At 70.5% G+C, this 23,393-nt stretch carries 18 protein-coding genes and 1 tRNA gene; 2 read left to right on the top strand and 17 right to left on the bottom strand.

What is annotated here, in order from left to right; genetic code table 11:
• Positions 1-125: 125 nt before the first annotated feature.
• The 6 genes from OO60_RS37245 to OO60_RS37220 form a co-directional block, all read right to left on the bottom strand.
• Positions 126-2,546, bottom strand: a complete 2,421-nt coding sequence (locus OO60_RS37245; protein ID WP_033263117.1) for a tetratricopeptide repeat protein — start codon at positions 2,544-2,546, stop codon at positions 126-128.
• A gap of 48 nt (positions 2,547-2,594) precedes the next feature.
• Positions 2,595-3,350, bottom strand: a complete 756-nt coding sequence (locus OO60_RS37240) for a PIG-L deacetylase family protein (protein WP_033263116.1) — start codon at positions 3,348-3,350, stop codon at positions 2,595-2,597.
• Positions 3,351-3,400: 50 nt separating this feature from the next.
• Positions 3,401-5,056 carry a hypothetical protein gene (locus tag OO60_RS37235; protein ID WP_003063342.1) on the bottom strand — a complete coding sequence of 552 codons (1,656 nt, stop codon included), beginning with the start codon at positions 5,054-5,056 and terminating at the stop codon, positions 3,401-3,403.
• 39 nt (positions 5,057-5,095) lie between these two features.
• Positions 5,096-5,172: transfer RNA gene (locus tag OO60_RS37230), tRNA-Leu, on the bottom strand.
• A 10-nt stretch (positions 5,173-5,182) separates the two neighbouring features.
• The gene (locus tag OO60_RS37225; RefSeq protein ID WP_003063339.1) at positions 5,183-7,321 is read right to left on the bottom strand and encodes a hypothetical protein; all 2,139 of its coding nucleotides are present in this window, start codon (positions 7,319-7,321) and stop codon (positions 5,183-5,185) included.
• Positions 7,318-8,181: a 5'-methylthioadenosine/S-adenosylhomocysteine nucleosidase family protein gene (locus tag OO60_RS37220; RefSeq protein ID WP_003063336.1), complete on the bottom strand. Its 864-nt coding sequence runs from the start codon at positions 8,179-8,181 to the stop codon at positions 7,318-7,320. The genes OO60_RS37225 and OO60_RS37220 overlap by 4 nt, the downstream gene beginning before the upstream one ends.
• Before the next feature lie 231 nt (positions 8,182-8,412).
• Here OO60_RS37220 and OO60_RS37215 point away from each other — a divergent pair, with 231 nt between their 5' ends.
• Positions 8,413-9,123 carry an NUDIX hydrolase gene (locus OO60_RS37215; RefSeq protein WP_003063333.1) on the top strand — a complete coding sequence of 237 codons (711 nt, stop codon included), beginning with the start codon at positions 8,413-8,415 and terminating at the stop codon, positions 9,121-9,123.
• Positions 9,124-9,165: 42 nt separating this feature from the next.
• Here OO60_RS37215 and OO60_RS48000 read toward each other — a convergent pair whose 3' ends face one another.
• The 4 genes from OO60_RS48000 to OO60_RS37195 form a co-directional block, all read right to left on the bottom strand.
• On the bottom strand, positions 9,166-10,491 hold the full coding sequence (locus OO60_RS48000) for an RICIN domain-containing protein (RefSeq protein ID WP_033263114.1): 1,326 nt from the start codon (positions 10,489-10,491) through the stop codon (positions 9,166-9,168).
• 196 nt (positions 10,492-10,687) lie between these two features.
• Positions 10,688-12,022 carry an NAD(P)/FAD-dependent oxidoreductase gene (locus OO60_RS37205; protein WP_003063325.1) on the bottom strand — a complete coding sequence of 445 codons (1,335 nt, stop codon included), beginning with the start codon at positions 12,020-12,022 and terminating at the stop codon, positions 10,688-10,690.
• Positions 12,023-12,106: 84 nt separating this feature from the next.
• The gene (locus tag OO60_RS37200; protein ID WP_003063322.1) at positions 12,107-12,790 is read right to left on the bottom strand and encodes a uracil-DNA glycosylase; all 684 of its coding nucleotides are present in this window, start codon (positions 12,788-12,790) and stop codon (positions 12,107-12,109) included.
• Positions 12,787-13,446: an endonuclease V gene (locus tag OO60_RS37195; RefSeq protein ID WP_003063319.1), complete on the bottom strand. Its 660-nt coding sequence runs from the start codon at positions 13,444-13,446 to the stop codon at positions 12,787-12,789. Before OO60_RS37195 ends, OO60_RS37200 begins: the two co-directional genes overlap by 4 nt.
• Before the next feature lie 48 nt (positions 13,447-13,494).
• Between OO60_RS37195 and OO60_RS37190 the strand changes: the two genes are divergently transcribed.
• Positions 13,495-14,988 (top strand): S10 family peptidase, encoded by a 1,494-nt coding sequence (locus OO60_RS37190; protein ID WP_003063317.1) that lies wholly within the window; start codon positions 13,495-13,497, stop codon positions 14,986-14,988.
• On the opposite strand, the gene OO60_RS37185 is transcribed toward OO60_RS37190, so the two are convergent.
• The 7 genes from OO60_RS37185 to OO60_RS37155 all read right to left on the bottom strand — a co-directional run bounded on the left by OO60_RS37185 (position 14,966) and on the right by OO60_RS37155 (position 23,253).
• Entirely contained in the window at positions 14,966-15,787 is an 822-nt protein-coding gene (locus OO60_RS37185; protein WP_033263113.1) for a hypothetical protein, read from the bottom strand. The genes OO60_RS37190 and OO60_RS37185 overlap by 23 nt on opposite strands.
• Positions 15,788-15,864: 77 nt before the next feature.
• A complete protein-coding gene (locus OO60_RS37180) occupies positions 15,865-17,589 on the bottom strand; it encodes a S8 family serine peptidase (protein WP_033263112.1) in 1,725 nt (574 codons plus the stop codon).
• A gap of 74 nt (positions 17,590-17,663) precedes the next feature.
• A complete protein-coding gene (locus OO60_RS37175; RefSeq protein WP_003103923.1) occupies positions 17,664-18,662 on the bottom strand; it encodes an ABC transporter ATP-binding protein in 999 nt (332 codons plus the stop codon).
• A complete protein-coding gene (locus tag OO60_RS37170) occupies positions 18,655-19,650 on the bottom strand; it encodes an ABC transporter ATP-binding protein (protein ID WP_003103920.1) in 996 nt (331 codons plus the stop codon). Before OO60_RS37170 ends, OO60_RS37175 begins: the two co-directional genes overlap by 8 nt.
• A gap of 5 nt (positions 19,651-19,655) precedes the next feature.
• The gene (locus OO60_RS37165; RefSeq protein ID WP_003103919.1) at positions 19,656-20,609 is read right to left on the bottom strand and encodes an ABC transporter permease; all 954 of its coding nucleotides are present in this window, start codon (positions 20,607-20,609) and stop codon (positions 19,656-19,658) included.
• Positions 20,602-21,531 carry an ABC transporter permease gene (locus OO60_RS37160; RefSeq protein WP_003103918.1) on the bottom strand — a complete coding sequence of 310 codons (930 nt, stop codon included), beginning with the start codon at positions 21,529-21,531 and terminating at the stop codon, positions 20,602-20,604. Before OO60_RS37160 ends, OO60_RS37165 begins: the two co-directional genes overlap by 8 nt.
• A gap of 96 nt (positions 21,532-21,627) precedes the next feature.
• Positions 21,628-23,253, bottom strand: coding sequence for a peptide ABC transporter substrate-binding protein (locus OO60_RS37155; RefSeq protein WP_240490795.1), 1,626 nt, complete (start codon positions 23,251-23,253; stop codon positions 21,628-21,630).
• Positions 23,254-23,393 lie beyond the last annotated feature (140 nt).

Here is a 23,393-nt window from a genome sequence, read left to right as displayed (position 1 = left end):
TGTCTCCCTTCGACAGTGGTGTCCACGGTGCGGGAAGCGGTTCCCGCCGCCCGCGCCGGCTGCGAGCATTGCGGTGCGCCGCGGCCCCGGGCAGCAATCCCGGACGAACCCGGACGCCGGCGCGCTCAGCCGCCCGCCGTCACCGACCGGCCGGCACCCTCGGTGATCTCGGCCGGCTCCGGCAGCCCCAGCTCACGGTGGTGCTCGCGGGCCGCGAGCCAGTGCTGCCGGGCCTGCTCCCGCTCCCCCAGCGCCGTCAGCGCCCTGGCCAGGCCGGTGTGCGCGCGGGCCGCCGCGTGCAGGCTGCCGAGCTCCGCGGCGATCGCGAGCGCGCATTCGTGCGTCGTCCGGGCGTGGCCGGGGTCGCCGAGCTCCAGTGACGCGTCCGCGAGGCACAGCAACGCTTCCACGTGCAGGTCCCGGTCGCCGGCCCGCTCGGCGATGGCCGTGGCGCGGCGGAAGTGGGCGCAGGCCTGCTCGTGGCTGCCGGACCGCAGGTGCGTGTCGCCGATGTTGAGCAAGGTGCGGCCGGTGTCGCTCAGGTCGCCGGTCTCCTGGTCGATGGCGAGCGCCTTCCCGTGGATCTCCAGCGCCTCGGCGTACCAGCCCAGCCGCCCGTAGACGTAGCCGAGGTTGGTCAGCGCGGTGCGTTCGCCGACCCGGTCGCGGAGCTCGCGGGCCAGGGTCAGCGTCTCGCCCAGTACCTCCGCCGACCGCAGGAAGTCGCCGTTCCAGGAGGCGATCGCGCCCAGCGTGCCGAGCACCCGGCACTCGCCGGTGCGGTCCCCGGCCGCGCGAAAGCAGGCCAGCGCCTGATCGGCGTGCTGTGTCGCCACCTCGTAGCGGCCGACCTGGCTGTGGGTGGCCGCGAGGCTCGTCAGCGCGTGCCCGCGGGCGACCGGGTCCGCCGACTCCGTCGCGCTCGTGTGCAGGGCCAGTGCCTCCCGGATGTAACCGGCCGTCTGCAGGTACCGGAACAGCAGGCGCGACAGCAGACCCGCGTGGCCCGACGCCACCCCGTGGACGCCGGCGCCGACCAGGTTGGCGCGTTCGGCGTCCAGCCACGCGCCCGCCGGCTCGCGACCGGTCAGCGGCGGGACCGGCAGGCCGGGGTCGGGGACGTGCGGCCGGTGGCTGCGCGTCCGCGGCGCGTAGTGGTCCATCGCGGTCGCGGTGGCGAAGGCGTAGTAGTCGAGGAGCCGCGACAGCGCCGCCTTCCGGCCGGCCGGGGCGTCCTCGTCCTGGGCCCGCGCCATGCCGAACGCGCGGATGAGGTCGTGCAGCTCGAACCGGTCACCGTCACCGCGCCGCACCAGGCTCGCGGCGACGAGCCGCTCCGCGGTCCGCGTCGCCGCCGCCAGGCCGGTCCCGGTGAGCGCGGCGATGCCGTAGGCGTCCAGGTCCGCGCCCGGGTGCAGGGCGAGCAGCCGCAGCGCCCGCTGTTCCGGCTCGCCGAGCTGGTCGTAGGACAGGCTGATCGAGGCGTCCACGGCGTTGTCGAGCCGCAGGTGCGCGCGCCGCTGTTCGAGCCGTTCGAGGTGGTCGGCCAGCAGCCACGACCGGTGGGCGGGCGCGGTCATCCACAACGCGGCCAGCGTCAGCGCGAGCGGCAGCCGCCCGAGTTCGGCGGTGATCCGCCGGGCCACCCCGGGCGCCTGGTCGACGCGCTCGGCGCCGACGGTCCGCCGCAGGTAGGCCAGCGCTTCGTCCGGGCTGAGCGCGTCCAGCCGGACGTGCACGGCCCCGGTCAGCCCGGTGAGCGCCATGCGGCTGGTGACGAGCACCGGGCCGCCGCGCTCGCCGGGCAGCAGCGGCCGGACCTGGTCCTCGCTGCGCGCGTTGTCGAGGACGACCAGCAGCCGCCGTCCGGCCGACCGCTCCTGGTACAGCCGCGTCTTGCCGGGCAGGTCGGCGGGCACGGCGTGCCCGGGCACGCCGAGCAGCCGCAGGAAGGAGTCGAGCACGGCGGCCGGGTCCACCGGCGGCTGGCCGGGGTCGGGGTGGAACCCGCGCAGGTTCACGAAGAGCGCGTTGTCGACCCGCCCGGTGCGCAGCAGGGCGTGTCCCGCGTGGACGGCCAGCCCGGTCTTGCCGACCCCGGCCATCCCGGCGATCACCGCGACCTGCCCGCCGCCGGCGTCGCCGAGCAGCGCGGTTTCCGCCCGGCGCCCGGTGAAGTGCGGGACGGGCTCGGGCAGCCCGAGCTGGGCCTGCACGAAGGTCGCCGCCTCGGCCCGCCCGCGCACGGCCCGCAGCACGTCCTGCCAGCCGGCGAGGTAACCGGGGTCCGGGTGCAGCACCTCGACGACGGCCAGCAGCAGATCGGTGTTCGGCCGCGCCCGCCCGACCTTGAAGCAGTCGGCCACGGTGGTCCGCGCGGTCCGCTCGGCGGCGGGCCGCCCGGCCGCGGTCCAGAGCCGGTTCACCCGCTCGGCGATCTGCGCGTACGACGGCCCGCCCGCCCACGCCTTCAGCAGCCGCAGCTGCGCGATGAGCTCGGCCAGGGTGCGCGCGCGGCCGGGATCGGGTGGTTCGGTGAACGCCATCCCGCCATTGTCCGCAGCGGATCCCGCCCGCGGCCACGCTTTTCGCAGTCAGTCGACGGCGTCGAAGTCCGGCGGCGCCTGCAGGTCGTGGGCCCGGAACAGGACGGCGTGCTCGACCCCCAGCGGTTTCCCGCTCATGGCGGCGAACTGCGGGATGAGCTCGGCCGGAGCAGGGTGGTCCGGCAGCGCGGCCAGGTAGCCGGCGTGCGCCTCGAGCGAGGCGACACCGCGCCGCAGCGGCTCACCGGTGACGTCGACGCCGTGGGTGGCGTTCCGGAAGCCGGGCTGGAGGTACCACCGCGGGGAGTGCGGTTCGAGGCCCTCGCCGGTGACCTGCTCGGGAAACACCCACCGGTTCCCGGCATCCCGGATGGCATCGAGCGTGGCGAGCCCGGCGGCCCGGTGATCGGCCTGGTCGAACCCGAACCCGGTCTCGACGTCGAAGGCGGACCCGAAGACGACGTCGGGCATGAACCGCCGGATCTCCCGGCAGATGTCCCGCCGCAGATCGAGGCCGTAGACGAGCACGCCATCGGGGTGTTCGAGAACGGTCAGCTGGTCGACACCGACGGCATCACAGGCGGCCCGCTGCTCGGCAACCCGCAGCCGCGCGGTCTCCTCGGGCGGGTTCGGCATCCCGGCCTCACCCCGGGTGAGCAGCAGGTAGGCGACCTCGATCCCTTGCGAAGTCCACTTGGCAACGGCGGCGGACACGCCGTACTCCATGTCATCGGGATGCGCGACGACGCAGAGCACGCGGCGGAAGGTCTCGTCGGGGAGGGCAGGCACGGTCATGGCAGGCATCCTGCCGCATTCCGGGCGTGGCGGCCGCCCTTCATGGGACCGCCGGTGCGTCAATGCCCCAGGAGTGAAAGGAGTTTGTTGATGATTTCCAGTGCCGGCAGAGCGGCACCGGCCGCCGCGGTGAGGGTGGTGCGGAGGGTCGCGAGTTTGGCGCTCGCGGCCTTGGGGTCCGGCACGGCGAGGTCGGTGGCGATCCGGCTGACGGCCTGGGCGGCCTGCGCCTTTTCGCTTTCCGGCAGCTTCGCTGTGAGGATCGCACGCAGCAGCTCGGAAAGGCTCTCCTGGTGCTGCACGGACCCGTAGGTCTGCTGGAAATCCTTGACAACGGTGTCGACCGGGCGATTGATGAATGTGGTCTGCCCGTAGAAGTTGAAGTTCTCGGTCAACGAACCCCCTCCGTGGTGGATGAAAACGGTGCTCCCGTACAGCTCGAATCGGCCCGCACGGTCCGGCACCGGTTCGATGGCAGCAAGAATACGCTCTTCGGCAGCACGCACTTCTGCGAAGGCCCGTTCGTCGAGGCGTGCCGCCGAACCGGTTATCGCCCGCACGGTTTCGACGGCCTCTTCGGCCATGACGTCGTCGCCGGCGTTTCCGCGGAGCAGCGAGGAGTAACGCCAGGACGGCAGCCAGCCCATCCGGTACGGAACAGGGTCTTTCCGGTGTGCGGGCCGCCGGGGCGACGCAGGCTCGGCTCCAAGAGGGCTGATGGCATTGTTGATCGCACCGAACAGGCGGCGGAACGCGTCCGGAGTCGCCGAGCGGATGGGGAACACCAGCCGCTGCCCGGTGTCGGCGCCCGGGAACAGCGCGAGGCAGGGAAGGTGGTCGGGCGGGATGTCCAGCTGCCGGGCGATGTCGTGGCAGCGGTGTTTGTCGTAGGGCAGCCATGACAGCCACCGCATTGCGGAGAACGCCCGGTACAGCGGCGGCTCCAGCGTTTGCCGCCAGTAACGGCACGCGGTACGCCAGCTGGCGGGACGTTCCATAACCAGAACGCTCAGCAGCGGGCCGGTCAGGGCGTTCAGCTCGTCGAACTGGGCGCGCACGTAGGTGGCGACCGCGGTATCGGCTTCGGTGTACAGCAGCACGCCCCACAACCGCGGGATCGTGCGAGCGCTGTCGGACGTGGCCGCGAGCTGGAGCACGGACAGCATCGTCTCGGGATCGGGAACAGGCAACGCCTGGGCGGGGACGGGCTCCGGGGCGGGCCCCGTTCTCGGCGGCATCGTTTCGATACGCAGGACAAGGCGGTCGCCGTCGGTGAACCCGGCCCGGTCCAGCGTCTCCGCCACCGGCAGAGGCTGGTAGTCGTCGGTCAGTTCGGTGATTTCGATACCGATCAGAACGCATTCCCGACCCGGCAGCAGGCGGCAGTAGTTCCCCATCACGTTGGGCGAAGCGCCGAACTCTTGTTCCCATTGTATGGACGAGTCGCGCATTCCTCCTTGCACCCGCCGCGCATCGGCGAGGGAAATGGTGGACAGCCCCTCTGCATGCGCGACGCGCAAAGCCTCGTCGCAGAGTTCCCCGATCGTGGCCTGGGGTCCGGCGTGGACCACCACTTCCTTGCCGAACACCGCGCGGTCCGCCTCGTACCAGCGTTCGAGACTGCCGCTGTCCACGGAGGCGGCCCGCAGGACGCCTTCGACTCGGCCGGCCAGGGGATCCGGCCGACCTTCGACCACGCTGATGTACAGCTGCATGACGCCTCCCCATCGGCACGTCGGCCGCGGCTGTGCAGGTGGTGCCCCCGACGGGACTCGAACCCGCACTGAATCGATTTTAAGTCGACTGCCTCTGCCGGTTGGGCTACGGGGGCACCGCACACTCTAGGTGATCGGAGCCGCTCCTGTCCGGTAGCCCTCGCTACCCAGGAGGTCCGGGCCGTGGTTGCGGCGTCTCCAATCCTCGGACCGGCGGCGGCGGCGCTCCTGCTCCCTCGTTATCCAGTCCCTGCCCTCCGCCGAGACCGCCTCCAGTACGTGCAGGGCGCCCGCGATGCCCGATGATTCCATGGCCATGCGCTGCAGCATTGCCTCGTTCTCGAGGTTCTCGTCCGTCAAGCCCTCGAATCCCTCGGCCACCACCGAAATCTTCTCGCCGCTCACCAGGGTCAGGCGGAATGCCCGCTTGCGCAGGGACTGCGATTGCATCAGGACCTGGCTGTCGCCGTTGAGGATTTCGTAGCGCCAGCCTGCCGCGTAGCGGACGCCCACCTCGGCGACGCGGGCTGCTGCCAGTGCGTCGTAACGGAACGATGTCCGGCGCTCGTCGTGGACGTTCGCCTTCAGGAAGTCCAAGTCCACCTCTATCTCGCGGACTCCGCTGCGGGTCAGCAAGAACACCAGGATCACGTACCGCGAATACCGCATCGGGCCGCCCAGGACGCGGGCTCGGCGGGCGTTCGCCGCTCCCTCCGTCAACGTCACGTGCGCCACCAGGTCGCGGTTCGTCAGGGCGCAGCGGCGCAACGCCTCCGTCTTGAGGTACGCCTTGTCCAGGTCCAGCCAGCGCGCCATCTCCGCGTCGTCCGGGCGGTCCGCCAGCACCTGCAACCAGCTCGTGTACGCCTGCTCCTCCTCCCTCAGCAGACGCTGGCCGCGCTCGTTCTCCTCCGTCTGGAACTGCTGGGCCACCAGGATGTGCAGGCCCTGCTTCACCGCGAAGTAGCCGCCGATGCCGAGGAACAACCCCGCGCCCGCGAAACCGCCGTAGCCGGCCAGCATGATCAGGGCGCCCGCTGCCGCGACGACCATTCCCGCGCGGTGGGCGAACAGCACCGAGGGGGCCGGGCGGACTTCGTCGCGGTAGGCGAACAACGTTCCGTTGCGCCACTCCGCCGCCACGCGGCGGGCGTGCCAGCGGATCAGCCAGTTCACCGCGGCCGCGTCGACCTGGGCGTTGCCGTACAACGCCACGAACCGCCACTTGTAGTACTCGCAGATCCCGCGCGTGTCCTCCACCCAGCTGCCCTGCGGGTTCGGGCGGGCCGCCCAGAAGCGCAGCTCGACCAGCTTGTGGATCTGCGTCACGAAATCCGTGCGCACCCAGTGGCCCGGCGAGGCCGCCGGCTGGAACTGCAGCGGGATCCCGTGCTCGCGGTCGAGGGCGGTCAGCCGCCTCGTGCCGAGCTCCTGCTCCCGGCCGGCCCAGATCGCGACGGCGAACCCCGTCACCATGACGAGCAGGGCGATGACGCCGATCGCCGGGCGGCCGGTGGAAAACCCGTCCAGGAACGCGAAAATCCCCAGGAGCACACCCACGCCCGCGAAGGCCGCCTTCACCCACTCGTTCGACGGGATCGCCGTGCGCGCCGGCACGAAGAACCGCGGCTGCGCGGGATCCGGCTCGAAGAACTTCCACGCCCGGCCGACCCGGTCGTGCTCCAGCCGTTCGGTCCGGATGCGGTGGGCGTCCTCCGCGTCCAGCGTGTCCTGCAGCGCGCCGCCGAGGATCAGCGCCAAGTGGCTCCTGATCTCGGCCTGGCGCTCCGGGTGCAGCTGGTGGAAGTTCGCCGTCGCCTTCTCGAGGTCGGGCGAGTCCGGGGAATCCCCCATTTCCTGCCGCCACACGCAGGACATGAGCTGCCCCACCACGTCCATCGCGCCACGCCACTCGTCGTGGGCGAACCGCCTGGCCATCTGGCCCGCCGCCCAGAACCGCGTGTGGATGTCGTCGGTGACCTCGCTGAGCGAGCGGTCGCTGAGGATCGACAACGCGTAGTAGTACGCGAGCACGGTCGAATCGCGTCCCTGCTCCACCAGCTCCCGGAACAGGGACTCGGCGAGGCGGGGCATCCCGCCTTTGAGGCGCTCGCGCCCGACGTCGAACCGCCGCTCCGGCGGGTCGGACGGGTTGATGTTGTACGTCGTCTCGTTGCGGTGGAACGTTCCGCCGTATATCGCGCCGATCTGCTGCTCGACGTGCGCGTCGTCGGCCGCGTGGTTCGCGTTGTGGAACTCGCTCACGCGTGCTCTCCCCGGTTCTGCGAGGCCACGTTCAGGTCCCCGTGCACGGCACCGATCTGCTGGCCGACGCGGGCGTTGCCCTTGGCCACGTTGGTGTTGTGCAGCACCGGCACATCGGCGCGCTCGGCCGGGCGGCCACGGTCCGGGACGTCGAGTTCGGCGGCCAGCGCGCGGACGAAGTCGGCCGCGTTCCCGGCGGCGACGGCCTGCCAGTCCGCCCCGTCGGCCGCGTCCTTGGCGCCGTCGGCGCGGTCGCTGATCCCGCGGACGGTCAGCGCCGGGACGTCGTCGTTGAGGTGGCTCGTCAGCGCGAACCCGGCGCTCTCCATTTCGACCGCCACCGCGTCGTTGTAGTTGTCGTGCAGGTAACGCGCGATGCCGGACGTCCGCCCGTCGACCACCACCTCGCCCGCCGCGATCGGCTCGAAGTGGACTTCCGGCCGGTGGCCGGCGCCCGCCCAGCTGCCCTCCCTGGCCAGCGCCCGCGCGAGTTCCAGCAACCGGTGGGACGGTTCCCACGCCTGCGGCCGGTTCCGGAAGCCGGTGTCGTCGCTGTAGCCGCTGTGGAACGCGTGCACCTTGCGGGCGACGACGACGTCACCGAGCCGCAGCCAGTCGCGCAGCCCGCCGGCGACGCCCGCGAACAGCATCGCGGACGGCGAAAACTCGGCGACGGCCCGTTCCGCGACCGCCGCGGCACCCGCGTTGCCCTTGCCGACCATGCCCAGTGCCACCTCGCGGCCGGACAGCTCGCCGACCTCGAACACCGTGCCCGCGCGGTGCCGGTGCCGCCGCACCCCGCTCATCCGGGCCCGCACCGCGGCCCGCTCCACCTCCATCGCGGTCAGGATCGCGAGCACACGACCACCGTCCCTTCGTGCCGTTCGGCCATGACGATCTCCCTCTCCTCCGCCTTGCGGCGCCCTCGATCGACGGCTCCTGCGGCACGGCCGCGCACGGGTGCAGGATGCCGGATGCACCGTGCAAGGTAGTCCCGTCGGCTTATTCTCGTCAATAAGACATTTATTGACCCGCGAGTACACTGTGCACTATGGACACTCCACCGAGCCCGACCGGCTTTGCCGTCGAACATGCCTGAGCCCGGCGAGTGGACGATCCCCGAGGTCGCGGTCGCGGTGGACCTGGCCGTCCTGACCGTGCACGACGGCTCGCTGCAGATCATGATGGTGAACCGTGGAATCCCGCCTTACGAAGGCATGCCGGCCTTGCCGGGTGGCTTCCTCGCGTCGGCCTCGGAGAGCCTCGACGACGCGGCGGCACGCGAACTAAGTGAAGAGACGGGTCTGGACGCGGCCGCGTTACACCTGGAGCAGCTGCGCACGTACGGGACGCCGGACCGCGACCCCCGCCGGCGCGTGATCACGGTCTGCTACGTCGCCTTTTCACCCGGGCTGCCGGAGCCGGTGGCCGGCGGGGACGCCCGTGACGCGAAGCTCATGCCGGTCGAGAAGGTGCTGAAGCCGCGCACGCGGATCGCCTTCGACCACAAGAAGATCATCAGGGACGCGGTCGAACGCGCCCGCGCCAAACTCGAGTACACCACGCTCGCGGCCGCGTTCTGCCCGCCGGAGTTCACCATGACGGAGCTGCGCGAGGTGTACGAGATCGTCTGGGGGCAGCGGCTCGATCCGCGGAACTTCCACCGCAAGATCACGAGCGTGGCCGGGTTCCTGGTGCCGGCCGGGAAACGGGAGTCGAAGCAGCCCGGGCGGCCGGCGACCGTCTACCGGCGTGGTCCGGCGACCACGCTCCACCCGGCCATGCTCCGGCCCCGCGCGTGAAACAGCGGGTGGCCCCCGTGCTCGGGGGCCACCCGCGGTCCGTCAGTTCAGGGTCCAGGACTGGTTCGCCGCGCCGGTGCAGGTCCAGATCTGCAGCGGGGTGCCGTCGGCCGAGCTCGGGCCGGTGGCGTCCAGGCACTTGCCCGAGGCCGGGTTGACCAGCTGGTTTCCCGACCGGTTCCACTGCTGGGCGCCGGTGCCGTTGCAGTCGTAGAGCTGGACCTTCGTCCCGTTCGCCGTGCCCGCCGCGGCCACGTCCAGGCACTTGCCCAGCGCCCGCAGTGTGCCCGAGGTCGACGTCCACTGCTGCGCGTTCGTCCCGTTGCACGTGTACAGGTCGATCGCCGTGCCGTTCGCCGTCGACGCTCCGGCCACGTCGACGCACTTGCCGCCGTAGCCGGTGATCGTGCCGCCGCTCGCCGGGGGCGGGGTCGTGCCGCCGCCCGTGATCGCGTTGAAGATGCGCGAGTACGCGTAGCCGGTGGCCCGGTCGTAGTCCTGGACCTCCCAGAACGACAGCTCCGCGACGCCGTTCTGGGCGGCGAACGTCTCCAGCTGCTGGGCGTCGGACTGGCTGAACTGGGCGCCGTCGTCGTTGCGGCCCGCGATCGGCGTCAGGCCCATCATCGCGTAGGCCGCCGACGTCGAAATCCCGTACAGGCTCGCCAGCTGCGACGCCGACGCGCGCGCCGCCGACAGCGCGTCGCCGAGGACCGGCTGGCCGTCGTAGAAGTCCATCACCATCAGGTTGACCACGCTGACCTTGACGCCCTTGTTCTTCGCGTCACGCAGGAGGTCGAGCTCGTTCGACGGGATGCCCGACGGGTCGACGGCGAGGGTGTAGTCGACCTGGACCGCGCTGTTCTGCTGCTGCAGCGCCGCCAGCGCCGAGTTGCGACGCTGGTTCGACGCCGTGTCGCCGAGGGTGCCGCCTTCGATGTCGAAGTCCAGGCGGGGCGTGCCGTAGGTGTTGACGACGTTCGCGTACGCCGCGGTCAGGCTGGCGGTGTTCGTGCAGGTCTGGGCCAGTTCGCCGCCTTCCGCGCCGCCGAACGACGGGATGACGTTGCCGCCCGCCGCCTGCAGGGCGCTGATCTGGGCCTTGAACGAGCCGACGCCGGTGCCGTTCGCCTCCCACACCGGCGTGCAGCCGGACTGCGGGGTCAGGAACGCCAGCGTGAAGAACTTCGTGCCGGTGGCGTTGAGGTCGGCGGCCATGTCGCCGGCGTCGGCGTCGCTGATCTGGAGGTACGGCGCCGCGTAGTGGGCCGGGAACGCCGGGCCGGCCGCGGCGGCCTGCGGAACGCCGGCGACCGCGACGCTCAGCACCGCCGCCGTGAGGGCAGCTCTGGTACGGGAAAAGGACATGGGAGCTCCAGGGGACCGAGGGGGCGGAGCGGGAGCGGACTTATTCCGCGTTGTGAAGAAAGGGTTTACCCGCCCACCGGGTCAGTTGTCCAGACCATCTCGCTCACCGGCACACAGCCGGGCATTTCCCCGCAATAGCCCCGAAAACGCCGAAAGCCCCCGGCCGCGAGGGCCGGGGGCTTTCGGGAAAAGAGCGTCAGGACTTCGAGACGCGCGCGAACTCGTCCTTCGGGTTGTTGATCTGCCCCAGCGAGATGACCTCGCGCCGGAACAGCCCGCCCAGGATCCAGTCGAACAGGATCCGGATGCGGCGGTTCCAGGTCGGCATCGCCTTGAGGTGGTACGCGCGGTGGAACAGCCAGGCCGGGAAGCCCTTGATCTTCAGGTTCAGCGCGTCGGCCACGCCCTTGTGCAGGCCGAGGCTCGCCACCGCGCCGAGGTTCTTGTGGAAGTAGTCCTTCGGCTTGCCGCCGCGCAGGACCTTGATGATGTTCTTCGCCAGCAGGCGGGCCTGCCGGACGGCGTGCTGCGCGTTCGGCGGGCAGGTCGCCGTCGGGTCCTCTTCGGTGCGCGAGAGGTCCGGGATCGCCGCGTTGTCGCCCGCGGTCCACACCTCCGGGTGACCCACGACCTGCATCGCGGCGGTCGCTTCGAGCCGGCCGCGCTTGTCGAGCGGCAGGTCCGAGTTGGCCAGCACCGGGTTGGCCTTGACGCCGGCGGTCCAGATGATCGTGTCGGTGTCGAACTCGGTGCCGTCCGAGAGCACCACGTGGCCGTTCTCGAACGACTTCGCCGCGGTCGACAGGTAGACCTCGATGCCGCGCTTCTCCAGCTGCTCGACCGTGTAGACACCCAGGGTCTCGCGGACCTCGGGCAGGATCCGGCCGGCCGCCTCGACGAGCACCCAGCGGATGTCGGAGGTCTTGATGTTCGGGTAGTAGTTCTCCACCGCGAACCGGGTCATGTCCTCGAGCTCGGCCAGCGCCTCGATGCCGGCGAACCCGCCGCCGACGACGGTGAAGGTCAGCAGGCGCTTGCGCAGCTCGGGGTCGAGCGTGCTGGCCGCCTCGTCGAGCTTGGTCATGATGTGGTTGCGCAGGTAGATCGCCTCGCCGATGGTCTTGAAGGCGATGCCCTCCTCGACCAGGCCCGGGATCGGCAGGATGCGCGCGACGGCGCCGAGGGCGACGACCAGGACGTCGTAGCCGAGCTGCTCGATGTGGCCGTCGGCCGCCTCGACCGTGACCGACTTCTTGTCGTTCTCGATCTTGGTGACGCGCGCGGTCAGCACGTGGCAGCGCTTGAGGACGCGCCGCAGCGGCACGACCACGTGCCGGGGCTCGATCGCGCCGGCCGCGGCCTCCGGGAGGAACGGCGCGTAGGTCATGTGGGGCTGCGGGTCAACGACGGTCACGGAGGCCTCGTTGGCCCGGAGCATCTTCTGGAGGCCGTACGCCGTGTAGAGCCCGACGTACCCACCACCGAGGACGAGGATCCGAGTCGGTTCCGACTTCGACTTCGCAGCAGCCATGTCCTCATGGTGACACCTTCGCCGCGACCTCGCTCGGGGGCCCCATCCGGCTGTGACCAGCGTCGCTGCGGTTTCCGTAACGATTCAGTTCTGACCTGTCACCGAGGTCGCGGCCCGGAAGACGTCCGCCACCATGGCGTGGGTCACGCGGTGTGTCTGGACATTGCGCGGCGAGACGTGATAACAGCCGAAAACCCGCAGGTCGCCGAGTTCAAGCACGGCACCGTGCGCGAACGGCGGCCGCGGCTGCGGGACCGCCCAGCCCGCCGCTTCGAGCACGGGCAGCAACGCCTGCCACCCGAACGCGCCGAGCACCACGACCGAGCGCAGTGTCGGACGTAACAGTGCCAGTTCTTCCGCGAGCCACGGACGGCAGGTGTCCCGCTCGGCCGGGGTCGGCTTGTTCTCCGGCGGGGCGCAGCGCACCGGCGAGACGAGCCGGGTGCGGTAGAGCTCCAGCCCGTCGCCGATCGCCGTCGACGTCGGCTGCGAGGCGAGGCCGACCTCGTGCAGGACCCGGAAGAGGAAGTCGCCGGAGGGGTCGCCGGTGAACATCCGGCCGGTCCGGTTGGCGCCGTGCGCCGAGGGGGCGAGGCCGACGACGGCGAGGGAGGCGTCCGGCGGGCCGAAGCCGGGGACGGGGCGGGACCAGTACGGCTCGCCGCGGAAGGCGGCCTTGGTCCCGGCGACGCCTTCGCGCCAGGCGACCAGGCGGGGGCAGGCGCGGCAGCCGGCGACCGCGGCGTCCAGCTCGGCCAGGGACCTCATCGCAGCGCCGCCCGGGACAGCCGGTCGGCCTGCCGGGTGGTCTCGGGCAGCCGGTAGCGCGGGGTCAGCGCCAGGGTGAGCCGGCAGGCGTGGGCCAGCCCGATCCGGTGCCCGGCCGAGACGTACACCGGCTTGACGCCGTCCTGGGTCCGCAGCACCGCGCCGACCTCCTCCCCGGCGTCGACCAGCGGCACCGACATCCCCCGCGACGGCCCCGGCGAACCGTGGGTGCCGACGAACCGGGTCTTGCCGACGCCGAACGCCGGCCGTCCGGTCAGCACGCCGAGGTGGCAGGCCAGGCCGAAGCGCCGCGGGTGGGCGAGGCCGTGGCCGTCGCAGACGAGGACGTCGGGCTCGCGCTCCAGCCGGCCGAGCGCCGCCAGCAGGGGTGGCAGCTCGCGGAAGGCGAACAGGCCCGGCTCGTACGGGAAGACGGCCTTCGCGCGGTGCGTCCGCGCCTCGACCACGGTGAGCCCGGCGGTCTCGAGGGTGACGACGGCCGCGGCGATGCCGTCGCCCTCGTCGTAGGCGACGTCGAGGCCGGTCACGGTCGGGGGCAGCTCGGGACAGTCGTCGGCGAACTCGACGCGGCCGCGGAGCTCCTCCTGGACCGCGAGCGCCTCGCCGATCGTCGTCGGCCACTGCCCGGTGTGCACCCGGTCACCCTGCCACAGGCACCCGGTCCCGCCGACTAAGTTGGGTCCATGGCGGACACGACCCCCGAAGAGGCTCCCGAGAAGAAGGCCGCGGAAACCACCGAGATCCCGGCCGAGCCGACCGACGACATCGTCACGACCCAGCACACCCTCACCGTGAAGCGCAAGAAGCTCGCGTACACGGCGAAGGCGGGGCGGATCGTCCTCCGCAAGGAGATCGTCAAGGACGGCAAGTCCGAGGGGTTCAAGGCGAAGGCCGAGGTGTTCGTCACCTCCTACACCCTCGACGACGCCGACCCGGGTTCGCGGCCGGTCACCTTCGCCTTCAACGGCGGCCCCGGCTCGTCGAGCATCTGGCTGCACATGGGCCTGCTCGGGCCGCGGCGGGTGCTTTCGGGCGACGTCGACGACCTGGTGCCGCCGCCGTACGGGCTGGCCGACAACCCCGAGACGCTGCTGGCGCACAGCGACCTGGTGTTCATCGACCCGGTGTCGACCGGCTACTCGCGCGCCTCCGAAGGCGGCGAGACCAAGGACTTCCACGGCTTCAAGGGCGACATCGAGTCCGTCGGCGAGGTCATCCGGCTGTGGGTGTCGCGGCACCAGCGCTGGCTGTCGCCGAAGTTCCTGGCCGGCGAGTCCTACGGCACCCTGCGGGCCGCCGGGCTGGCCGCGCACCTGCAGGACCGGCACGGGCTCTACCTGAACGGCCTGCTGCTCATCTCCTCGGTGCTCGACCTGGGCACGCTGCAGTTCACCGAGGGCAACGACCTCCCCTACTCGCTGTACGTGCCGACGTACGCGGCCATCGCGCACTACCACGGCCTGCACGGCGAGCGCCCGCTCGACGACGTCCTGGCCGACGCCGAGGACTTCGCGGCGAAGGACCTGCCGTGGGCGCTGGCCCGCGGCGCCCGGCTGTCCACTCAGGACCGGGCGGAGGCGGTGGCCACGCTGGCGTCGCTGACCGGGCTCAGCGAGTCCTATGTGGACCGGGTGAACCTGCGGATCGAGCACGTCCGGTTCTTCACCGAGCTGCTGCGCGACCGCGGCCTGGTGGTCGGCCGGATGGACGGCCGGTTCACGACGTGGGAGCCGGACGGCGGCCGCGAGCACATGAGCGACGACCCGTCGATCTCCCGCGTGGTGGGCGCCTACGCGGCGGCCTTCAACCACTACGTGCGGGCCGAACTCGGGTACGAGAACGACCTGCCGTACGAGATCATCAGCGAGGACACGTTCAAGGCGTGGTCGTACTCGGACTTCGAGGGCCGCTCGGTGTCGGTGGTCGACTCGGTGAGCGCGGCGATGCGCGCGAACCCGCACCTCCAGGTGCACGTGGCGTTCGGCCACTACGACGGCGCGACGGCGTACTACGCGGCCGAGCACGTGCTGGCCCACCTGCACATCCCGGAGGAGCTGCGGGACAACATCGACACGGCGTACTACCCGGCGGGCCACATGATGTACGTCCACGAGCCGACCCGGGTGCAGCAGTCGAAGGACCTGGCGAAGTTCGTCAAGAAGGCGTCGAACCGCTGAGCCCGGCCGCCGGGCGGTGCGGGCCCGGCGGCAGGGCGCGGTTCCGGCGGCCGAACCGGGCCGCGAGCAGGGTCCCGAGCGCCAGGACGAGGTAGGCCACCCGCACCGGGAACCACGGCGGCACCGCCGGCCAGGTGGCGTCGAGGTCGATCCAGGCCAGCATCGCCAGCGCCGCCGCGGGCGCGAACGTCGCGGCGTCCTGGGCGCGCAGGGCCGCGTCGACGGCGAGTGACGTCTCGTCGTCGGCGATGACCGGGCCGCGCAGCACCGGGCCGAGCACCAGGACCGTGCCCGCGAGTCCGACGGCCAGCGCCGCCGCCCAGCCCGCGGCGGCCGGCGGGCTGGTCGCGAACCGCGCGGCGCACAGCACCACGCCGCCGGCGTAGGTGATCGCCACCGACGCCAGGTACCACCAGCCCACCTGACCGGCCGCCACCCGCCACGGCAACCGGGCCCCGCCGGGGGCCAGCCGGGCGGCGACGCGCTCGCGCGGGCGGACCCGGCGCCACTGCAGCAGCGGATACGCCGTGAAGACCACGCTGACCAGCACGAACTTGGCCGGCACCGGGATGGGCGGCAGGATGGCGGCGACCCAGATCACGCCCAGCAAGGCGCCGAAGACCGAGTACGACCGCCGGGCCTGTTCGCGGGCCCCGACGCGCACCGCCGGCAGCGGCGAAGGCCGGTCCACCGCGACGCCGCGGCGGGCCAGCCACGCCCTCGTCAGGTCGACCTCCTCGACCGTCGGCTGATCCGGCAGATCCGGATCAGCCGACATCGCCGGTTCACGCACGGTCAACGGAACACCTCCCCCAGTCCCGGTGTACACGCGAAAACGCCCCGGGAGGTTGCCTTCCCGGGGCGTTCTCGCCGTGCTCACTTCAGGTACTGCGCTCCGCGCGTCACCGCCGAGTAGGCGTCGACCGCGCCGTGGCCGTAGAAGCCGTTGAACGACGGGTCGCCTTCACAGGTGGCCGTGAACGTCGCGTCGCGGCCCTCCTTCAGGTAGTCCACCGTGCGCGGCACCGGGCAGGCGATCTTCGCCGCCGTGCCTTCGAGGACCCGCTGGACCTTGTCCGGGTCCATGCCGAACTCGCCGTGGGTCTTCTTGCCGTACTGCGAGATGATCAGCGCCGCGACACCGGTCGCGTGCGGGGTCGCCATCGACGTGCCCTGCAGCCACTGGTAGTAGCCGACGCGCCCGTCCGGCGCGGTCGCCTTCTTGACGCCGGCCGTCAGGCCCGCCTCGGTGATGTTGCCGTCCGCGTCGATGTTGCCTTCGGCGACGCCGACGTTCTTCGGGTACGTCGAGAGGATCTCGTTCTCGACCGTGCGGTACCAGGGCGTGCCGAAGCCGTCGCGGAAGAAGCCGCCCGGGCCCGACACCGAGATCTGCTCCAGGCCGTAGTTCGAGTAGTCCGCCTTCTTCTGCGACGGGCCGAACGAGCTCACGCCGATCGTGTGGTTGCCCTCGACCGGCAGGTTGAGGCAGCTCGCGTTGTCCACCGTGCGCGGGTGCGTGCTGTTCGCCGGGTAGTCCGGGCTGGTCGTGTCCGGCTGCGGCGCGCCGAGGTCGGTGTGCTGGTTGCCCAGCGCGACCACCATCGTGACGCCCTTGCGGTGCGCGTAGTTCAGCGCGCGCTGGGTCGCCTCGATGATCGTGCGCTGCTCGGCCTGCTCGGCGGGCGAGTCCGCCGGGTTCGCCGTGCAGTTGTACAGCCACGGGTCGGTGTAGAAGCTCATGTTGACCACGTCGATGCCCGCGTCGCCGGCGTAGGTCAGCGCGTCGACGGTCGGCTGCAGGAAGAAGTAGCCCGAGTCCTGGCCGGCGCGGATGTTCACCAGCGTCACGTTCGGGGCGACACCGGAGACGCCGAAGCCGTTGGCCGCGGCGGCGATGGTGCCGGCGACGTGCGTGCCGTGGCCGCCGTCGTCGTGGTTGACCGGGTCGACGCAGCCGCGGAACTCGCACGGGCCGTCGACCTCGACGCCGTTGACGTCGGTCGGGATGTCGCGGGTGAAGTTGCGCGAGTCGGCCTCGTCGAAGTTCGGCGCGATGTCCGGGTGCGTGCCGTCGATGCCGGTGTCGATGACGCCGACCTTGACCTGCTTGCTGCCCGGCTGCTTGGTGCGCGAGAGGTCCGAGCGGACGGACTTGAGGCCCCAGAGCTGGTCGTCCAGCGGGTCCATCCCGACGGCCTTGTTCGCGGCGGCCTTCTTCGAGGCGGTGGCGCCGCGGCCTTCCTTCTCGACGTTGTCGCTCTTGGTCTTCTTGCCGTTCTTCGGCACCGAGCCGATGACCTGCGCCTTGGCCGCACCGAACACGGCGCGGTTCGCGGACACGCGCTCGGTGAACCCGGTGGCCGGCGCGCTGGCCTTGATGAGGCCGACGGCGGTGTTGGTCTCCAGGACCGTGCCGCCCGCGGCCTTGATCGCCTGCTGCGCGGTCGCGATGCTCTGGACGTCCTTGGCGAGCACGGTGAATTCGGTCGCCGGCCCGGACAGCGCGGGCTGCGCCGACGCGGCCGGGACCGCGACCGCGGAAACCGCGCCGAACAGCGGCACGGCCAGCACCGCGGCCAGAAGCCTGGGTCTCTTCACGTTTCTCCTCCTCGCAGAATGCGGTTCCTGCACCGTATAGACCGGACATAGCACGTACAACGGCAGAAAGTACGTTATGGAACAACCGACTTCTGCTCGGCGAAGTGACAAGCTGACAAGTGCCCGTCCGTCCTGGGCACCAGTTCCGGCACCTCCGTCGCGCACCGGTCCTCGGCCTTCCAGCACCGCGTGCGGAACCGGCACCCGGACGGGGGATCCAGCGGGCTCGGCACGTCCCCGGTCAGCCGGATCACCTGGCGGCGCCCGCGCACGGCCGGGTCGGCCACCGGGACCGCGGAAAGCAGCGCCTGGGTGTACGGGTGGGACGGCCGTTCGTAGATCTCCTCGTCGGTGCCGAGCTCGACGATCTTGCCGAGGTACATCACCGCGACCCGGTTGGACAGGTGCCGCACCACGGAAAGGTCGTGCGCGATGAACACGTAGGACAGGCCGAACTCGCCCTGCAGGTCGCCGAGCAGGTTCATCACCTGCGCCTGGATCGAGACGTCCAAAGCGGACACCGGCTCGTCGCAGATGATCACCTTCGGCCGCAGCGCGAGCGCCCGCGCGATGCCGATGCGCTGGCGCTGGCCGCCGGAGAACTGGTGCGGGTAGCGGTTGAGGTGCTCGGGGTTGAGCCCCACCACCTCCAGCAGTTCCCGCACCTTGCCCGCCCGCGAGCCCTTCGGGGCGACCTCGGAGTGGATTTCGAACGGCTCGCCGACGATGTCGCCGACCGTCATCCGCGGGTTGAGCGAGGTGTACGGGTCCTGCAGCACGATCTGGATTTCGCGACGCAGCTTCCGCAGCTCGGCGCCGCGCATGGCGAAGATGTCGCGGCCTTCGAACTGCGCGGTGCCGCCGGTCGGTTCCTCGAGGCGCATCAGGACCTGCGCGAGCGTCGACTTGCCGCAGCCGGACTCACCGACGACGCCGAGCGTCTCGCCCGGCATCAGGTCGAACGAGACGCCGTCGACCGCCTTCACCTGGCCGATCGTCTTCTTGAACAGGATGCCGGTGCGGACCGGGAAGTACTTCCGGAGGTCCTTGACCGAGAGGATGGGGTCAGGCACGTGAACTCACCACCTCTTCGGCGAAGTGGCACGCGCTCGTGCGGCCGAAGCCGATGGCGTGCTGCGGCGGGACCTCTTCCGAACAGCGGGCTTCGGCCCGTTTGCACCGCGGGTGGAACGGGCAGCCCGGCGGGATGTGCAGCAGGCTGGGCGGCAGGCCCTTGATGGTTTCCAGCGTCTGTCCTTTGAGGTCGAGCCGGGGCAGGGAGTCCATCAGCGCGGCGGTGTACGGGTGGGCCGGCGCGCGGAACAGCTCGACGGCGTCGGCCTGCTCGACGATCCGGCCCGCGTACATCACCGCGATCCGGTCCGCGACCTCGGCGACCACGCCCAGGTCGTGCGTGATGAGGACCAGGCCCATCTTGCGTTCGGCCTGGATCTCGTGCAGCAGGTCCATGATCTGGGCCTGCACGGTGACGTCGAGGGCGGTGGTTGGCTCGTCGGCGATGAGCAGGTCCGGGTCGAGCGCCAGCGACATCGCGATCATCGCGCGCTGGCGCATGCCGCCGGAGAACTGGTGCGGGTAGTCCTTGATCCGGCGCTCGGCAGCCGGGATCCGCACGGTGTCCAGGAGTTCGATCGCCCGCTTCCGGGCGTCCTTTTTGGACATACCGAGCCGGACGCGCAGCTGCTCCTCGATCTGGAACCCCACGGTGAACACCGGGTTCAGCGCGGAGAGCGCGTCCTGGAAGATCATCGCGATCTCGCTGCCGCGCACCTCGCGGCGGCGTTCGGCGGACGCCGTCAGCAGGTCCTCGCCGCGCCAGCGCACGGCGCCGGCGGTGATCACGCCGGGCGGCATGTCGAGGATGCCCATCACGGTCTGGGCCGTGACGCTCTTGCCGGAGCCCGATTCGCCGAGCACGGCCAGGGTTTCGCCCGCGTGCACGGAGTAGCTGACGCCGTTGAGCACGTTCGCCACGCCGTCGGACGTCCGGAACTCGACGTGCACGTCCTCGACCTCGAGGAGAAGTTCGTTGTCGGACAAGGGAGCTACCTCGACTTCGGATCGAGCGCGTCGCGGATGCCGTCGCCCAGCATCACGAAGGCCAGCACGGTCAGGGTGACGAAGGCGCCGGGGAACAGCAGCATGTGCGGGTCGTTCCGGAAGTAGTCCCGCGAGTCCGCGATCAGCACGCCCCACGAGATCACCGGCGCGCGCACGCCGATGCCCAGGTAGGCGAGCGTCGCCTCGGCGCCGATGAACGCGCCGAGCGCGATGGTGCCGTACACCAGCACCGGCGCGATCGTGTTCGGCAGCAGGTGCCGGAAGATGATCCGCGGGGTGCTCGCGCCGAGGCCGCGCGCGGCCTTGACGTAGTCGAGCTGCTTGGCGACCAGCGTCGCCGAGCGCATGATGCGCATCGCGACCGGCCAGCTCAGCACCGCGATCGAGCAGACCACCTGCACGATGATGGTGACCGCGCCGGGGTTCGTGCCGGGTGCGTTGAACGTCGTCAGGATGACGATCGCGCCGAGCACGAACGGCAGGCCGGCGAAGATGTCGCCGAACCGCGACAGCAGGCTGTCGACGATCCGGCCGTAGTACCCGGCGAGGATGCCGACCAGCGAGCCGAACAGGACGGTCAGCAGCGTCGAGAACACCCCGACCAGCAGCGACGCGCGGGCGCCGTAGATGGTGCGGGCGTAGACGTCCTGGCCCTGGTTGTCGTAGCCGAACCAGGCGTCCGCCGACGGCCCCTCGTTCGCGTGCGCGAGGTCGCTGAAGCCCGCGTCACGCGAGCTGAACAGGCCGGGCGCGATCGCGATCACCACGATGAACAGGATGATCACCGCCGAGGCGATCACCGCGGGCTTGCGCCGCAGCTGCCGCCAGGCGTCGCTCCACAGGCTGCGGGGTTTCTGCGGGCCGGCGGCGGAGTCGTCGATGCGGGACAGCTCGGCCGCGTCGGCCCCGCCGCCGCCCACCAGGTTCGGGTCAGTCATAGCGGATCCTCGGGTCGAGAACGGCGTAGAGCAGGTCGACGACCAGGCTCATCAGCAGGTACACCAGCACCAGCAGGACGACCACGCCGACGACCGTCGCGCTCTCCCGGTTCTGGATGCCGCGGAAGATGAGCCCGCCCAAGCCGTTGATGTTGAACACGCCTTCGGTGACGATCGCGCCGCCCATCAGCGCGCCCAGGTCGGTACCCAGGAAGGTGAGCACCGGGATGACGGAGTTGCGGAGCAGGTGGACGAGCACGACCCGGCTCTGCGGCTGGCCCTTCGCGATCGCCGTCCGGACGTAGTCGGCACGGCGGTTTTCGGCGATGCTCGTCCTCGCCAGCCGGGCCACGTACGCCATCGAGAGACTGCCGAGCGCGATGCCCGGCACGATGAGCTCGCCTACGCTCGGGTTGTCGGACACGCTCGCCTCGATCCAGCCGAGGCCGTTGCTGCCCAGGGCGAGCTGCAGCACGATCGCGGTGACGAACACCGGCAGCGAGATCAGGAACGTGGTCGAGACGAGCACGAGGTTGTCGAGGAAACCCTTGCCGCGCAGGCCGGTCAGCACCCCGGCCGTGAGCCCGATGACCGCTTCGATGGCCACCGCGATCACGGCCAGGCGCAGCGTGATCGGGTAGGACGTGGCGATCAGCTCGCCGACGGACGTGCCGTTGAAGGTTTCGCCCCAGTCGCCGGTGAAGAGGCTCCCGAGGTACTTGAAGTACTGGACGAAGAGGTTGTCGTCGAGGTGGAACTTCTCGGTCATCTGCGCGATGTAGGCCGGTGGGCAGGCGACCTGGCCGCACTTGCCGGAGAACGGGTCGCCGGGCACGGCCCAGACCAGGACGTAGATGAGGAACGTGGTGCCGAAGAAGACCGGGATCAGCTGGAGCAGCCGTCGCAGGACATAGCGGATCATGACGAGTTCCTAGTGCGCGCCGGCCGTCGTGAGTGGTAAGGAGGGTTAGAACCCGCCTTACCACTCACGACGGCGTGGTGGTGGGAGCCGCAGCTGCTACTTCTTCAGGACCTCGATGGACGGGTAGTCCGGCATGCGGCGGAAGTCCAGGGCCGCCGACTTGAGGTTCTTCGACTTCGCCGCGACGCCCTTCTCGTCCCACACCGGGATCGTCGGCAGGTCCTGCGCGATCAGGTCCTCGGCCTGCTGGTACAGCTTGACCGCGGCGTCCTTGTTGGCGGTGGCGTCCGCCTGGGCGAGGGCCGCGTCGACCTTCGGGTTCGAGTACGTCGAGTCGTTCGAGGACCCGCCGGTCTTGAAGATCGGGTTGAGGAAGTCCTCGATGGACGGGTAGTCCGCCGACCAGTCCGACCGGCCCATGCCGGTCAGCTTGTGGCCGGTGACGATGCTGCGCCACTGCCCGAAGTCGGTCGCGGGCACGAAGTCGCACTCGACGCCGAGGGTGTTCTTGATGCTGTTGCACGCCGCGACGAGCGGTTCCTTGCGGCCGCCGTCCGCGTTGGACGCGATGGTCAGCTTGCCCTGGAAGCCGGACTTCTGGAACGCCGCCTTCGCCGCCGCCGGGTCGTACTTGCAGAACTGGCAGACACCGGGCCGCGCGCCCGGGATGCCCTGCGAGATGTAGCCGTCGGCCGGCACGTAGGTGTCGTTCATGACGGTCTTGGTGATCTGCGCGCGGTCGATCGCCATCGAGATGGCCTTGCGCAGCTCGAGGTTGTTGTAGCCGGGCACGTAGTACGGGATGTTGATGGTGCTGATCCCGAGCAGGTGGCCGGTGACCAGCCGGTCGCCGAGGTCGTTCTTGTACTTGCCGCCCGCGACGGCCGACGGCGGCAGCGCCTCCATGAAGTCGAGCCGCCCGCTCAGCAGGTCCTGGTAGGCGGTCTCCTGGCTGGAGTAGATCTTGATGTCGAGGTTCTTGAACTTGACCTTGTCGTCACCCTTGTAGTCGTCGAAGCGGGTGAGCTTGATGTCCTGGTTGGGCGTCCGCGAGACGAACTTCAGCGGCCCGTTGCCGATCGGGTGCTGCTCGAAGCCCTTGGGGTCCTTGAAGAACGAGTCGGGCAGCGGCGCGAAGGCCTGGTAGCCGACCTTGATGTCGAAGACGGAGAACGGCGCGGTGAGCGTCACCTGGAACTCGTAGTCGCCCTTCGCGACCAGCCCGGACATCTTGTCCGTGGTCGGCTTGGCGTTCTTGTCCTCGGGGTGGACGTCGGCGTAGCCCTGGATGTTCGAGTAGAAGTCGGTGTTGAGCTGGCCGTTCGGCCCGTAGGCGCCGTAGTTCCAGGCGTCGATGAAGTTGTGCGCCTTCACCTCGGTGCCGTCGTGGAACTTCCAGCCCTGCTTGATCTTGATGTCGTAGACCTTGGAGTCGGTCGTGGTGATCGAGTCCGCCATCAGGTTGAAGGGCTGCGCGTCCGCGCCCTTGAAGCCGACGAGCGTGGCGAACATCGGCTGGATCGCCTTGGTGCCGCCGAGGTCGTTGATGTTGCTCGGGACCAGCGCGTTCTGCGGTTCGGTGCCGTAGACGCTGACGGTGCCGTCCGGATCCGTCCCGCCGGCGCCCGTGGAGCTGCCCGAACCGCCGCCGCACGCGGTGAGCGCGAGCGCCAGCGAGGTCATCACCACCGTGGGTCCCCAGAGCCTGCGCGAAGGACGCATGATCCCCTCCATCTCCGTCTGCCCGAAAGGTGAGACGCACGCTATCGGGGGCGGTGAAGCTGATCACAGGACTGCGGTGTTGCAAATGTGTGACGGTCGTCGGGACCACCTGGTTGGAGCACAACCAAGGTAGCAAACCG

It is taken from the genome of Amycolatopsis vancoresmycina, from assembly GCF_000716785.1.
In the GTDB taxonomy this organism is placed as follows: Bacteria; Actinomycetota; Actinomycetes; order Mycobacteriales; family Pseudonocardiaceae; genus Amycolatopsis; species Amycolatopsis vancoresmycina.
The sequence above is the reverse complement of the archived record's forward strand: the minus strand, read 5'-3'. Positions and strand labels throughout refer to the sequence as shown.

Excerpts from the sequence above, each read along its gene's own strand:
- OO60_RS37245 (WP_033263117.1), bottom strand. The coding sequence starts at position 2,546 with ATGGCGTTCACCGAACCACCCGATCCCGGCCGCGCGCGCACCCTGGCC.
- OO60_RS37240 (WP_033263116.1), bottom strand. The coding sequence starts at position 3,350 with ATGCCTGCCATGACCGTGCCTGCCCTCCCCGACGAGACCTTCCGCCGC.
- OO60_RS37235 (WP_003063342.1), bottom strand. The coding sequence starts at position 5,056 with ATGCAGCTGTACATCAGCGTGGTCGAAGGTCGGCCGGATCCCCTGGCC.
- OO60_RS37215 (WP_003063333.1), top strand. The coding sequence starts at position 8,413 with ATGCCTGAGCCCGGCGAGTGGACGATCCCCGAGGTCGCGGTCGCGGTG.
- OO60_RS48000 (WP_033263114.1), bottom strand. The coding sequence starts at position 10,491 with ATGTCCTTTTCCCGTACCAGAGCTGCCCTCACGGCGGCGGTGCTGAGC.
- OO60_RS37205 (WP_003063325.1), bottom strand. The coding sequence starts at position 12,022 with ATGGCTGCTGCGAAGTCGAAGTCGGAACCGACTCGGATCCTCGTCCTC.
- OO60_RS37200 (WP_003063322.1), bottom strand. The coding sequence starts at position 12,790 with ATGAGGTCCCTGGCCGAGCTGGACGCCGCGGTCGCCGGCTGCCGCGCC.
- OO60_RS37190 (WP_003063317.1), top strand. The coding sequence starts at position 13,495 with ATGGCGGACACGACCCCCGAAGAGGCTCCCGAGAAGAAGGCCGCGGAA.
- OO60_RS37165 (WP_003103919.1), bottom strand. The coding sequence starts at position 20,609 with ATGACTGACCCGAACCTGGTGGGCGGCGGCGGGGCCGACGCGGCCGAG.
- OO60_RS37160 (WP_003103918.1), bottom strand. The coding sequence starts at position 21,531 with ATGATCCGCTATGTCCTGCGACGGCTGCTCCAGCTGATCCCGGTCTTC.
- OO60_RS37155 (WP_240490795.1), bottom strand. The coding sequence starts at position 23,253 with ATGCGTCCTTCGCGCAGGCTCTGGGGACCCACGGTGGTGATGACCTCG.